This is a genomic window from Streptacidiphilus sp. EB129 (genome assembly GCF_041262645.1).
Classification (GTDB): Bacteria; Actinomycetota; Actinomycetes; order Streptomycetales; family Streptomycetaceae; genus Streptacidiphilus.
In genome coordinates this window covers 1-12603 of the sequence record NZ_JBGCCS010000033.1, presented here as the reverse complement: position 1 = coordinate 12603, position 12603 = coordinate 1, and the positions used below count along the sequence as shown (strand labels likewise).

The following is a 12603-nucleotide window of genomic DNA, read 5'->3' as shown; positions in this document are numbered from 1 at the left end:
GCTAGCTGGTCGGAAAGGCCGTGTAGACGTAGAACGGCGGATTGAGGTCCTTGTTGTACTTGAGCACCGCCCGTACCCCGTTCCCGTCGACCACCTGATGTGTCCCGTTCTGGTCGACGACAACCCGGCCGGTGGCGGCCGAGCCCGGCGGCAGCGTCTCGTTGATCGTCAACTGGTCCTGCTTCGGGTTCGAGCTGCGCGGACCGGCCAGCCAGGCGGCGATCGCGGCCTGGTTCGCCGGATCGTTGATATCGCCCTGGACCAGGGTCTGCGCGGACGACACGTCGGTGAAGCCGCTGGAACCATTCTGCGGGTTGGTCATGTCCATCCCGTTCGCGCGGTCGAGCAGCTGCGCGTCGGTCAGGCCGACGTGCCGGTCGAGGACGTGTGCCCCGCCGGTGCCCTCCTGGCCGGCCAGGTCGACGGGGTAGGCAGGCATCGAGGAGGGGTCGCCCCAGCCGCTGTACTGCTTGGTCGAGTACTTCCCGCCGGTGGGCGGCTGGCCCTTCATCCCCGGGTAGCCGAAGTCGTGCAGACTGCGGGTCCCGACCGAGTCGGCCTGGGCCTCCATGTACTGGATGGTCGGCGCCGCCTGGAGGGCCTGCTCCAGGCTGCTCCGCAGGGTCAGCAGGTTCCAGGTCAGCTCGATCTGCTGCAGCGGCCGGTAGTAGGTGTCGACCAGGGTCATGATCGCGGCCCGGATCTCGTTCTCGTCGATCATCTCTGCGATGAGGTCGCTGATCCCGAAGGTCACCTCGGTCAGCAGCGCGCCGACCACGGTGGCCAGTACGGTACCGGCGACCTGGCGCTCCAGCGCGCTGCGGGCCGCATCGATCGCCTGGCGCTGGTCGTCGCACATCGTGGCGAGTTGCTCGGCGCAGGTGCCGGCGAGGCCGAGGGGATGGGCGGGCAGCCCCTTGGTGCCCCACGGCTTGGCGCCCCAGATCTTGTTGCAGAACTTGCGCATGCCCTGCTGCCAGGCCTGCACCTGATTGCTGGTCAGGAGTCCGCCCCAGCGCCCGCCCCGCGCCGTCTTGGCGACCGAGGAGTCCACGGTGAGGCCGTCGAGGATGGTGTTGAGCCCCTGCGCCAGGGCCACCACCTCGGCGTCGATCCCGCGCCAGGCGGCGGCCGCGGCGATCAGCCGGTCCTGGTGACCCTTGGGGAACCAGGCGGTCAGCGCGGCGATCGGGTCGTCCAGCGGCTGCAGGAGCGCGGTCTCCACCGGGTTGCTGGTCCACGACTCCAGGTCCTGGTAGCCGTACAGCGTGGCGGGCGCGGGACGGGCGAAGGTCTCCGGGCCGTAGGAGGGCACCGGTATGGACGGCGCACCGCCCGTGGCGCCGTGGGTGCTGGCGTAGTCCGCCGCGGCGTAGGTGTTGGCGGACAGGACGAGGCCCTCGATGACGCCGCCGACGGAGTTCATCAGGTCCCCGATGGCGCTCATGGCGTCCTGGGCCACCGGGTCGTACAGGCCCGCGAAGTAGATGCCGACGTAGTCCTCACCGGACATGTTGGCGGTGCCCGTGAGCGCCTGGGCGTAGCCGTGGCAGGTCTTGATGAAGTCGTCCCGCAGGGACGTCATCTGCTTCGCGGCGTCCCAGAGCTGCTCCGGGTCGACCTCGACGACCCCGCTGTTGGTCGGCGGCGTCCATTCGGCCGTCGGAGCGGGCGGGCCGCCGCTGCCCCCGCCCGGAGCGGGCGCCGGGGTCGCCGGGGGCTGGCCCGGTGTCGGCGTGGCCGGCGGGTTGCTGGGCTTCGGCACGGGCAGACCCCCGCCGCCTCCGCCTCCGTTTCCGCCACCTCCGGAGCCGCCCGTCGGCGCGGGAGCCGGCGGCGTGGGTTGCGGCGCGGGGAGGTTGCCGCCGCCCGTGCCCCCACCCGTACCGCTGCCGGCGCCGGTGTTCGAACCGGCGCCTGACGGAGGTGTGCTCACGCCCCCGCACCCCACAGGCCTTGCACGGTGGTGTGGGCGCCGGCGAAGTTGTCCTGGCTGGTGCACACGACCGTGTGCAGGTACTGCAGGTCCTCGTGGATGTTGACGGCCGCCTGACGCCACTCGGCGTGCTTCACCTTGAACGCCTCGGCCGCGTCGCCGGTCCAGGTCTCCGATATTCGCCGCACCAGCGCGTCGATGTCCTCTATGTGCGAGGCCAGCGAGCCGATCGTGCCGAGTACGGTCTGGCGACTCTCCTCGACAAAGCCGAAGTCAAACAGGATTCCAGTCACAAGGCCCCCCGAACCCGCCCCAACTGATCATGTGCCAACGAGCCTATCAGGCGGCGGAGTCGGGCTTCCGAGCAGCTCAGGCCCCTTGGACCCCTCGCGCCGGGCGGTCGCTCGGCGACGGGCGCTGTCGGCACGGAAGTCAGGGCTTGCGGCCCACCCCGACTGCCGCCAGGCGCAGCACCGGGTTGGCGTCCAGCGATGGCGTGCCGGCGTCCGGCCGCCATTCGGCGACGGTCACCACTCCCGGGTCGACCAGATCCAGGCCGTCAAGGAAGGCCGCCACCTGGTCGCGGGTGCGGAACTGGCCGCGGCCGACGCCCTGGCGGAGTGCGGCCTCCGCCTGGGCGGCGTCAGGGTCGCCGGCAGAGATCAGGTGGTGGATGAAGACATAGCTGCCGCTCGGCAGGGCGTCGACCAGGGTACGCACCACGCCCGCCGGGTCCTCCTCGTCGAGCACGTAGTGCAGGATGCCGCAGAGGAGCAGGCCGACAGGCTGGTCGAAGTCGATGTGGGCGCGCAGCGCCTGATCCGTGATCAGCGCCGAGGGCTTGATCAGGTCGCCGTCCACGACAACGGTCTGCTTGTTGTCGGCCAGCAGCGCGCGGGCATGGGTGAGCACCACGGGGTCATTGTCGACGTAGACCACGCGGGTCGCGGGGTCGATGCGCTGGGCGACCTGGTGCACGTTCTCCGCCGTCGGCAGCCCCGAGCCGATGTCCACCAGCTGGCGCAGACCGGCCTCGCGGGTCAGGTACTCCACCACCCGCCGCAGCACGGCGCGCTGCTGCTGAACGCCGAGGTGCACCTCGGGGAGCGCCTGCGCGATCCGGCCTCCGACCTCGCGGTCCGAGGCGTAGTTGTCCTTCCCACCGAGGAGGAAGTCGTAGATACGGGCGATGTTCGGCGGCGGTGATTCCACGACGTCTCCACTCCGACAGCGGCGCCGGTACGCCGCCATGACGGGTGATCATCGCACAAACAGCGCCCGCTCGGTGGCTGGGTCTGGACGATGTGACACGACTGAGGCCGACCGCCCCCGGCCCCGGCGCTGCTGACACGAGCGCACCTGCAGCAAGCGGGTCGTGCTGCCCGAACGGACATGTATCTCTGCCCTCACGACGGTCCGCACAGCGCTTCCGCCGAACCAGGGGATGTGCTAATCCGGATCTTGTCCTCATGTCGAGCTGCCTGGAGGCGAATGCCATGCGCGAACGGGAGAATCGGCCGGTCGAGCCGACCGGCGCCGCGCGGAGGGCGGCAGCCGAACCCCCCGCTCCCCGGCACGGCATGGCGGCCGGGTGGCCGAACGCCGCCGCGGTGACGGCCCTTCAGCGCTCGGCCGGCAATCGGGCCGTGGCCCGGGCGCTCGCCCAGGAGGAGCAGGCCCACGACGCGGGTTGCGGTCATGACCCTGTCGGTCATGACCCTGTCGCCCAGCGCGACCTGGTCGACGAGGCCCTGCGCTCTCCGAGCCGGCCGATCGAACGGGCCAGGCGCACCAGGTTGGAGGCCTTCCACCAGACCGACCTGTCCGGGGTCCGCGTGCACACGGACCTCGTGGCCCAGCGGTCGGCCGAGGCGCTCGGGGCGGCGGCCTACACGGTCGGCCAGGACATCGTGCTCGGTGCCGAGGGCGACGACGACGAGACCCTCGGGCACGAGACGCTGCACGTCAAGCAGCAGGGCCAGGGTGCGGTGGCCGGCACCGACAACGGTGCCGGACTGAGCGTCAGCGATCCCGGGCACAGCGAGGAGCGCGCGGCCACGGCCGCCGGAGCCGCCTTCCGGGCGGGGGCGGCGCACGCCCCGTCCCTGGTCGCACAGCGGGCCGTGCCAGCCGTCGACTCCGCCGCAGCGGTGCCGCAGGCCTCCGGGCAGGCGGTGCAACGCGCGGGGCGCGACGAGAAGCCGGGCAGGTCGAAGAGCGGCGGGAAGTCGGAGAAGGGCGGGTCGAAGGCGGAACTCGTCAAGCAGGTCACGGACTTCGTGGCCAGGTTCACGAACGACCACGGTGGCGGCCGGCAGGGCCGGATCACCAACGAGGTGCGGCTGCGCTTCCCGCGCGACAAGCGGCACGAGCGCTCCGGCCAGACCCTGTCCCACCTCAGCATGCTGGTGTACGACGCCGCGCGGGCGGTCCAGGACGAATTCGACGCCCAGGAGTCCGGCGAGGAGGGTGTGGACGACCGCGAGGTCCAGGGGATGCTGATCAACGACCGGCTGGTCTTCGCGTCGAACTACAACGAGTCCATGAGCGCCATCGGGGACCTCCAGTTCGAGGACGCGGTGGCCGCCCTGCGCAGCGTGGTGGCCTTTCACCAGAGCGACGCGAACCGCGAGTCCGGGCTGCTCGCCGCGGATGCCCGGGAGTACGTCGACCGGCTGACCCGCGCCGAGACCAAGACCGTCTCCACCTTCGCGGGCGTACGCGGCACCACCGGTGACGCCACGGCGAATGCCGTCCGCAGGGACACCGGCAGGTCGGTCATCATCGTGGACGCCGAGAGCCCCGAACTGCACTACATGCTCACCGACCCCGGCTACGCCGGTGCGGTGATCATGCTGCGCTACGCGAAGACCGACGACACGACGTCGAAGACCGCGCGGACCAGGTCGATGCACGCGGAGCAGAAGCTGCTGCTGGCCATGGAGCGGTCCGGTCTCAAGCCCAGGGAGATCAACGGGCCGCACATCATCATGGGCAAGTACCGGCCCTGCCTGGGCTGCGCGGGGGCGCTGATGTACTACCGGGACCGGGCCGGATTCAACAGCCTGGAGTTCAACCCCAACTGCGGTTACTACTGGACCGACTCGGTAAAGTCCCTGGCCTCCCATCTGCGCCATGTGCTGGAGGACCCGAACTACCTCGGGTACATCAGGAGCATGATCGATCCGAAGCTCGGCGGCGCCATGAGCGTCCCGGCGATGTCGTGGCAGGCCCCTCCGGCGGATGCCGACTACAACAACGGCCACGAGATCCGGATCCCCGCCGAGGAAGCCCGGGGGCGCCCGTACGGGACGCCCTCGGCGAGCGAGGCCGAGCTGCACACCGACGAGGAGGGGGAGGTGGTGGGCTACGAGAGCGGTGATCGCAAGCTGAACCCGTACACGGCCGGCCAGGGCGGCCGGAAGGTGGGCAAGGGCCGGGCGGTGAACCCGGGCCGCTTCGCCGGACGTCACGCGACCGCGGAGGAGGTGCAGCACCTCAAGCAGGTCACCGAGCACGGTTCGAAGGAGCAGCAGGGGGAGACCTTCCGGTACTACACCAAGCGCAACGAGACCGGGAAGTCCAGGCTGAGCCAGAAGGAGATCTCCGAGATCACCGGACTGAGCATCGACACCGTCTCGCGCCGCATCAGCGGCAGGACCGGGCACGAGGCCCGCGACAGCAAGATCCCGGACTCCAAGCGCCGCCAGAGCAAGAAGAGCAGCAGCAGGAGCAAGCCGACGCAGGCGCCCACCACTCCCCCCGCCCGGACCGCCGCGCCACGGCAGCCCGACGACGTCGAGATGGGCGGGACCGGCGCCTACCCCTCGGTCGGTCCCTCGTCGTCCGCGAACCCCTCGTACGGCTCCTCGCAGTCCTACCCCGAGATGGCCGGCTACCAGCGTGCGGTCGACCACGGCACCGGGCAGGTCTGCTACGTCGAGCGGCAGACCGGCGAGCACTACTACTACGACGACGGTCGCCTGCGGCCGATGCCCCCGGGACTGAGCTCCCCGGGCACCGGTGAGACGGAGCCCGTCGCCGGACAGCAGTTCGACGCGATGGACATCGACGCCGACGACGAGGACTACGACTACACCGACGCAGGCAAGGGCAAGGGCAGAGCCGACCGGAGGCACGGCTGAACCGACGTCAACGGCACCCACGGTCCGGCCAGGGCGCGTATACCGGCCGGTGGTACGCGCCCTGGGCAGGCCCGCGTGTCGCTCAGGGCGGCGCGTCATCAGCGGTGGTGACGGTGTATCAACTGCAGGTCACAGCGGCTGCTCGGCTCCGGGCAGCAGGCCGGCAGCGCGGTGGGTCTCCATACGGGCGCGCAGCTCCATCCAGTGGGGACTGATGGCCGCGTGCCACACCTGGTGCAGTTCCGCTGACGGTGGGCATGGCATCCGGGTTCCCTGGATCGGGCCGGAAGTCCTCGCACGGCGACCTGAACAAGCCAGGCAGGGGGCTGGCGCCGAGCCATGACGGCTCGCCGGCACGGTGTGACGTTCGGCAGGGCCCAGCGCCCCTGACCGGGCCCTGCGCCGTCCCTCAGCCCGGCATCGCGCCCATGCGTGTGGTCATCTCCTCCGGGCTCACGTCCTCGACGTGGGTGGAGACGTCCCAGACGTGGCCGTACGGGTCCTCGATCTGGCCGGAGCGGTCGCCGTAGAACTTGTCCTCGACCGGCCGGCGTACCTTCGCGCCGCGCTCCACGGCGCGGGCGACGGCCGCGTCGACGTCGTCGACGTAGAGCATGATCGACATGCCGGACCCGCCGTAGGCCTTGGGACTGCGCACGCCCATCTCCGGATGCTCGTCGGCGAGCATCACCACCGCGTCACCGAGGAGCAGCTCGGCGTGGCCGATCCTGCCGCCCGGGGAGGGCATCCGCATCCGCTCCACCGCGCCGAAGACGTCGTGGTAGAACGCGATCGCCCCGGCCGCGTCGTCCACGTACAGGTAGGGGGTGACTCGCGGGTAGCCCTCAGGGATCGGTTTGACCGTCATCTGGACCGCCTCCTTTCCTCCCAAGCTCCCACCGGAGCCGGGTATCCGCATCCGCACCCGCCGGCGTCACCGGAAGGCGGCGATGTGGCGCCGGGCCCAGTCGGCGAAGGTGCGCGCCGGGCGGCCCAGGATCTGCTCGACGGCGGGGCTGACGCGCTGCTCGGCGGGGTTGGGCTCACCGAAGATGTCGAGCGTGGTCTCGACCACGGACTCGGGCATGAACTGCAGCATCTGAACGCGAGCATCGTCCCGGGTCTGCTCGACGAACCGGATCGGCTCGCCGAGTGCGTGGCCGATCGCCTCGGCCCGCTGCCGGGGCGTGCTGAGGACGGGTCCGGTCAGCTCGTATACCTGCCCGGAGTGGCCGTCCTCGCGGAAGGCGGCGGCGGCCACCTCGGCGATGTCGGCCGGGTCGATGGTCGGCAGGCCGACGTCACCGAACGGCGCGGCGACGGTCCGCGCGGAGCGGACCGACTCGGCCCAGGCGTAGGCGTTGGAGTCGAAGCCACCAGGCCGCAGGATCGTCCACGCCATGCCCGACTGCCGGACAGCGTCTTCGAAGGCCCCTCCCGTGCCCCCGTGGGAGGCCGACTGCGGGCGGGTCACGACTCCCTGGGAGGAGAGCAACACGACCCGTCCGACTCCGCCGGCCTTCGCAACGTCGAGGATGTCCCGTGGGTTCAGCCGGTGCACGCCGGCACCGGTGTCATGCAGGAACAGCGCGTCGGCGCCGTCGAGAACGGGCCGAAGGCTCTCCGGATCGGCCAGGTCCGCCTGCCGGTGCGGCACACCCTGCGGCACCGGCACGCCCGACAACCCCCGGGACACCGCGGTCACCTGCCGACCGGCCGCCGCGAGCGCCTGCACCAGTGGCGCGCCGACGTTGCCGGTCGCTCCCGTCACTACGATCATGAACAGCTCCTGTGTCACTTCGTCATGGTTGAGCCCGCCCGGACGGGCGAGGGAGTCGCGGGCCGGGTGGGCCTCGCTGATCCACGACGAAGCTAACATCGTCGATATAGTAGGTACCTACAGGAAAGTGACTACCCATAAGGAGACCACCTTGGCCGGCAGCGCGACCCTGATGGCACTCGCATCGACCGACCCTGAACACGCCTGTCCGATCGCGCCGGTCGTGGACATCGTGTTCAGCCGGTGGACCACTCCGATCCTGTGGACCCTCAACGCGCACGGCCGCCAGCGGTTCGTCGAACTGCAGCGAGGAATCGCCACGATCACACCGAAGGTGCTGACCCAGCGGCTTCGGCAACTCGAACGCGACGGCCTGGTCGTCCGCACCTACCATCCAGAAGTGCCCCCTCGGGTCGAGTACGAGATCAGCGACCTCGGCCGCAGCCTCGCCCCGCTGTTCGCACACCTCGCCGAATGGGCCACCACCAACCTCGACACGGTCGAGCGCGCCCGGCAGGCGTACGACACCGATTCGTCCGGACCGGGGCCTCGCGCCGCCAAGCCCTAGACGGAATCCCCAACCGCGCACACAGGCAGACCCGGCCCGCACACCGACCCGGCAGCTCCTGACAGGCTCCACCCTGACGGCCGGCGACCGATGGATCAGTCCTTGTACGCCGCCCGGATTTCGCGGATCCCGACCAGCAGCAGAAGCGCGGCCGCCACCCCGAACACGACCGAGGTCCAGTTCGGTCCCAGGGCCTGCATGAACTCCCTCATGGCCCGGTACCGGCCACGGGTGCTGCTTCCCGCGATCTGGTCGTCCCACAGCGAGGTCTGGGCTCCGACGGCGAACGCCGCGCAGCCGGCGGCGGTGAGGATCCAGCTGAACGGATGGTCCTCGCTCCCCTTGTTCTCCGTCTGCGCGTTGTCCTGTGAACCGGACGGGGTTGCCACCTGCGCGGACTGCTGCGCGGAGTCTGCCTGCTGGTGCCACTGCCCCTGCGGCGGGTTGCCGGGGGGATGCGTCATCGAGGTGCCTTTCGTACGAAGGGGGCGAAGGGGAATGATCATCGCAATTCCCAACGGCGAAAGCATCGGTAGAACTACCTAACCTCAGTCTTCGTAACCGTCCGTCAGTGGACGGCACAAGACAAAGGGCAAGGAGAGTCCTCTCCCTGCCACTCTTAACCTATAGCGCACCAGGGGGCTTGCGGCAAGACCCGGGTCGTGCCGCAGAATCGTCGACCGAGGCCACGACCTGCGGAAACAGGGGCACGACGTGGCGTGCGAAGAGGTTCGACGGAGCTGGAGTCGGTGACTCGATCGGCCCGTCCAGTGCAATGGAGCACGGCCGCCTCGGAGGCATCGCAATGATCGAGCAGTATGTTCTGGATCTTCAAGAGGCCGACGAGACGCAGGTCGCGCTCGTTGGCGGCAAGGGCGCGCACCTGGGCGTGCTGTCGCGGATCGAAGGCGTCCGGGTGCCGGGTGGCTTCTGCGTGACGACGGACGCCTTCCGGCGGATCATGGCGGAGGCGCCGTCGATCGACGAGCAACTCGATCAGCTGTCGCACTCGACCCAGCGTGACAAGGAGGGGGACGACCGGGAGGAGCTCCGCAGGCTCAGCGCGCAGATTCGCGGGACCATCGAAGGGGTTGCCATCCCGGGCGATGTCGCCGCGGCGATCACCCGCGCGCTCGCCCGGCACGGCGAGCAGGCCGCCTACGCCGTCCGGTCCAGCGCGACGGCGGAGGACCTGCCGACGGCCTCCTTCGCCGGCCAGCAGGACACGTACCTGAACGTCATGGGGCCGACGGCGATCCTCCAGCACATCAGCCGGTGCTGGGCCTCGTTGTTCACCGAGCGGGCCGTGACCTACCGCCGGCGCAACGGCATCGACCACCGCACGGTCCACATGGCCGTGGTCGTCCAGCAGATGGTCCTCCCGGATGCGGCCGGCATCCTGTTCACGGCCGACCCCGTCACGGGCGACCGGAAGGTCGCCACCGTGGACGCCGGCTTCGGCCTCGGCGAGGCCCTGGTCTCCGGCCTGGTGAATCCGGACGTCTTCAGGGTGCGACACGGCGAAGTCGTCGCCAGGGCGATCGCCGCCAAACAGCGTGCCGTTCACGCCCTGCCGGCCGGCGGTACGCAGGAAGTGGCGATCGACTCGCGGCAGCGGGAGCAACCGGCCCTGACGGATGCCCAGGTGGTGCGGCTCGTGCAGCTCGGGCGGCGGATCGAAGCGCGGTTCGGCCGCCCGCAGGACATCGAATGGTGCCTGGTCGATGACGGCTTCGAGATCGTTCAGAGCCGGCCGATCACGACGCTGTTCCCCATCCCCGAGTCCGGCGACCAGGAGAACCACCTCTACGTCTCCGTCGGCCATCAGCAGATGATGACCGACCCCATGAAGCCCCTGGGGCTCTCCATGTGGCAGCTGACGGCCATGGTGCCGATGCATGAGGCCGGCGGGAGGCTGTTCGTCGACGTCACCGGCCGCCTGGCCTCGCCCGCGAGCCGCGCCGCCCTCCTGGACGTCATGGGGAGAGGTGATCCGCTGGTCAGGGACGCGCTGGAGACCGTCCTCGACCGCGACGATTTCGTCCCCTCGCTCCCGGACGCCCCTCCCGGCGGGCCCCCGGCCGGCGGGCCACAGTCCGGCGGGCCACAGTCCGGCGGGCCACATTCCGGCGGGCCACATTCCGGCGGTCGGCAGCCCGGCGGCGCGCCCGCCCCGATCGAGACCGATCCGGCCATCGTCACCGGGCTGATCGAGCGCAGCCGGGCGTCCATCGCCGCCCTGGAGCGCGACATTCGGACGCGGAGCGGACCGGCGCTGTTCGACTTCCTGCTGGAGGCCTTCGAGGAGCACAGGCGAGTCCTCGGCGATCCGCTGAACTTTCAGGCGATCATGGCGGGGATGGAGGCCACCTGGTGGCTCAACGACACGCTGCAGGAGTGGCTGGGCGAGAAGAACGCGGCTGACACGCTCACGCTGTCCGCCCCCGGCAACGTCACCTCGGAGATGGGCCTGGCGCTGCTCGACGTCGCGGACGTGATCCGCCCACAGCCGGAGGTGGTGGCGTTCCTGCAGGGCGTCGACGGCGAGGGCTGCCTGGACGAGGGCTTCCTGGACGACCTGCCGAAGCTCGCCGGCGGCACCGAGGCGCGCGACGCCATCGAGGCCTACCTCGACCGGTACGGCATGCGCTGCGTCGGCGAGATCGACATCACCAGGCCGCGTTGGCGCGAGCGCCCCACCACGCTGGTGCCCGTCATCCTCGACAACGTGAGGAACTTCGAGCCGGGCGCCGCCGGGCGGCGCTTCGAGCAGGGGCGGCAGAAGGCGTGGAAGAAGGAACAGGACGTGCTGTCACGCTTGCGGGCCCTGCCGGACGGGGACCGGAAAGCGGACCAGACCAAGCGGATGATCGACCGGGTCAGAACCTTCATCGGGTACCGGGAGTACCCCAAGTACGGCATCGTCAGCCGCTACTTCCTTTACAAGCAGGCCCTGCTGGCGGAGGCCGAGCGCCTCGTACAGGCCAACGTGCTTCCGGAGCGGGAGGACGTCTTCTACCTCACGTTCCAGGAACTCCACGACGTCGTGCGCTCGAACCGGCTGGATGTCCGGCTCATCCAGCAGCGCAAGGACGCGTTCCGGTCGTACCACGCGCTCACCCCGCCCCGGGTGCTCACCTCCGACGGTGAGGCCCTCACCGGGGCGTACCGGCGCGACGACGCGCCGGCCGGCGCCCTGATCGGCCTGCCGGTCTCCGCCGGGACCGTCGAGGGAAGGGCCCGCGTCATTCTTGACATGGCGGAGGCCGTTCTCGAAGCCGGCGACATCCTGGTCACGACCTTCACGGACCCCAGCTGGTCGCCGCTGTTCGTCGGAATCGCGGGCCTGGTGACGGAGGTGGGTGGCCTGATGACCCATGGCGCGGTGATCGCCCGGGAGTACGGCCTGCCGGCCATCGTGGGCGTGGAGCAGGCCACCCGGCTGATCCGGGACGGGCAGCGGATCCGCGTACACGGAACCGACGGGTACGTCGAGATCCTGCCCTGACCACACCGGGGTCCGGGGTAAGTCCGTCTCCCCGGACGGATGGTCCGGGGTGCGGGGCCCTGCACCGTGTGGTCGGCTGGCGTGTGGGCGGCCGCATGAGGCGCCGCCCGGAGACTGGATGCTTCATGCTCCTGCGGGGAGCTCGGCGCGACATGGGAGGTTCCTGTGGGGTCCGAGACGACTCCGGCGGCTTCCGCCGGACGACTTCCACGCCTCGACCCCGACGGCGTTCGGGAGGCGGACGAGCACAGCATGCGCCTGGCATCGGTCGTGTTGAACGTCTTCGACCTCGAGGAGGCGGTGAGTTTCTACCGCGAAGTCCTGGGCCTGAAGGTGTCCGCCGACACCAGCACCGCCGCGTTGCTGGTCGGTGCCGACGGCTCGCAACTGTTCCTGCGGTCGCTCAGCAGCCATGCCGCCCATCCAGCCGGAGGAATCGGGGTCCATTGCGTGTTCTGGACGGCCCCGAGCCCGGCGGCACTGCGGCGCTGCGAGCAGGTACTCAAGGACCGGCACGCGCATACCGCCACACACGAGGCCGACGGGTTCGTCTGGGTCGAGGGCCGCGATCCGGATGGCGTCCCGCCGAGTGGTGTAGCAGGGATCTTGGAATGACCCCTGGTCATGGGGCGGCCACCGCGCAACTCTCCGAGTAGCGAAGCTCGT

At 70.3% G+C, this 12603-nt stretch carries 11 protein-coding genes; 4 read left to right on the top strand and 7 right to left on the bottom strand.

What is annotated here, in order from left to right:
- Position 1: 1 nt before the first annotated feature.
- The 3 genes from ABH925_RS29850 to ABH925_RS29840 all read right to left on the bottom strand — a co-directional run bounded on the left by ABH925_RS29850 (position 2) and on the right by ABH925_RS29840 (position 3148).
- Complete coding sequence (locus ABH925_RS29850) at positions 2 to 1765, bottom strand: RNase A-like domain-containing protein (protein WP_370152917.1); 1764 nt, start codon at positions 1763 to 1765, stop codon at positions 2 to 4.
- A gap of 167 nt (positions 1766 to 1932) precedes the next feature.
- Entirely contained in the window at positions 1933 to 2229 is a 297-nt protein-coding gene (locus ABH925_RS29845; RefSeq protein WP_370152915.1) for a WXG100 family type VII secretion target, read from the bottom strand.
- 139 nt (positions 2230 to 2368) lie between these two features.
- Complete coding sequence (locus ABH925_RS29840) at positions 2369 to 3148, bottom strand: SAM-dependent methyltransferase (protein WP_370152913.1); 780 nt, start codon at positions 3146 to 3148, stop codon at positions 2369 to 2371.
- A gap of 257 nt (positions 3149 to 3405) precedes the next feature.
- Here ABH925_RS29840 and ABH925_RS29835 point away from each other — a divergent pair, with 257 nt between their 5' ends.
- On the top strand, positions 3406 to 6081 hold the full coding sequence (locus tag ABH925_RS29835) for a DUF4157 domain-containing protein (RefSeq protein ID WP_370152911.1): 2676 nt from the start codon (positions 3406 to 3408) through the stop codon (positions 6079 to 6081).
- Between the two features lie 129 nt (positions 6082 to 6210).
- On the opposite strand, the gene ABH925_RS29830 is transcribed toward ABH925_RS29835, so the two are convergent.
- From ABH925_RS29830 to ABH925_RS29820, 3 genes are all read right to left on the bottom strand, one after another.
- Positions 6211 to 6345 (bottom strand): hypothetical protein, encoded by a 135-nt coding sequence (locus ABH925_RS29830; RefSeq protein ID WP_370152909.1) that lies wholly within the window; start codon positions 6343 to 6345, stop codon positions 6211 to 6213.
- Positions 6346 to 6490: 145 nt separating this feature from the next.
- Positions 6491 to 6949: a VOC family protein gene (locus ABH925_RS29825; protein ID WP_370152907.1), complete on the bottom strand. Its 459-nt coding sequence runs from the start codon at positions 6947 to 6949 to the stop codon at positions 6491 to 6493.
- 66 nt (positions 6950 to 7015) lie between these two features.
- Positions 7016 to 7861 carry an NAD(P)H-binding protein gene (locus ABH925_RS29820; protein WP_370153047.1) on the bottom strand — a complete coding sequence of 282 codons (846 nt, stop codon included), beginning with the start codon at positions 7859 to 7861 and terminating at the stop codon, positions 7016 to 7018.
- Between the two features lie 172 nt (positions 7862 to 8033).
- Here ABH925_RS29820 and ABH925_RS29815 point away from each other — a divergent pair, with 172 nt between their 5' ends.
- Positions 8034 to 8429: a winged helix-turn-helix transcriptional regulator gene (locus ABH925_RS29815; protein ID WP_370153044.1), complete on the top strand. Its 396-nt coding sequence runs from the start codon at positions 8034 to 8036 to the stop codon at positions 8427 to 8429.
- Positions 8430 to 8524: 95 nt separating this feature from the next.
- On the opposite strand, the gene ABH925_RS29810 is transcribed toward ABH925_RS29815, so the two are convergent.
- Complete coding sequence (locus ABH925_RS29810) at positions 8525 to 8893, bottom strand: hypothetical protein (protein WP_370152905.1); 369 nt, start codon at positions 8891 to 8893, stop codon at positions 8525 to 8527.
- 341 nt (positions 8894 to 9234) lie between these two features.
- Here ABH925_RS29810 and rph point away from each other — a divergent pair, with 341 nt between their 5' ends.
- Together rph and ABH925_RS29800 are read left to right on the top strand one after the other, a co-directional pair.
- Entirely contained in the window at positions 9235 to 11937 is a 2703-nt protein-coding gene (rph, locus tag ABH925_RS29805; protein ID WP_370153042.1) for a rifamycin-inactivating phosphotransferase, read from the top strand.
- 252 nt (positions 11938 to 12189) lie between these two features.
- Positions 12190 to 12552, top strand: a complete 363-nt coding sequence (locus ABH925_RS29800; RefSeq protein WP_370152903.1) for a VOC family protein — start codon at positions 12190 to 12192, stop codon at positions 12550 to 12552.
- The last annotated feature ends 51 nt before the right edge of the window (positions 12553 to 12603 follow it).

Coding starts and splice junctions, on each gene's coding strand:
- ABH925_RS29800 (WP_370152903.1), top strand. CDS start 12,190: ATGCGCCTGGCATCGGTCGTGTTGAACGTCTTCGACCTCGAGGAGGCG.
- ABH925_RS29810 (WP_370152905.1), bottom strand. CDS start 8,893: ATGACGCATCCCCCCGGCAACCCGCCGCAGGGGCAGTGGCACCAGCAG.
- ABH925_RS29830 (WP_370152909.1), bottom strand. CDS start 6,345: ATGCCATGCCCACCGTCAGCGGAACTGCACCAGGTGTGGCACGCGGCC.
- ABH925_RS29825 (WP_370152907.1), bottom strand. CDS start 6,949: ATGACGGTCAAACCGATCCCTGAGGGCTACCCGCGAGTCACCCCCTAC.
- rph (WP_370153042.1), top strand. CDS start 9,235: ATGATCGAGCAGTATGTTCTGGATCTTCAAGAGGCCGACGAGACGCAG.
- ABH925_RS29820 (WP_370153047.1), bottom strand. CDS start 7,861: ATGATCGTAGTGACGGGAGCGACCGGCAACGTCGGCGCGCCACTGGTG.
- ABH925_RS29835 (WP_370152911.1), top strand. CDS start 3,406: ATGTCGAGCTGCCTGGAGGCGAATGCCATGCGCGAACGGGAGAATCGG.
- ABH925_RS29815 (WP_370153044.1), top strand. CDS start 8,034: ATGGCACTCGCATCGACCGACCCTGAACACGCCTGTCCGATCGCGCCG.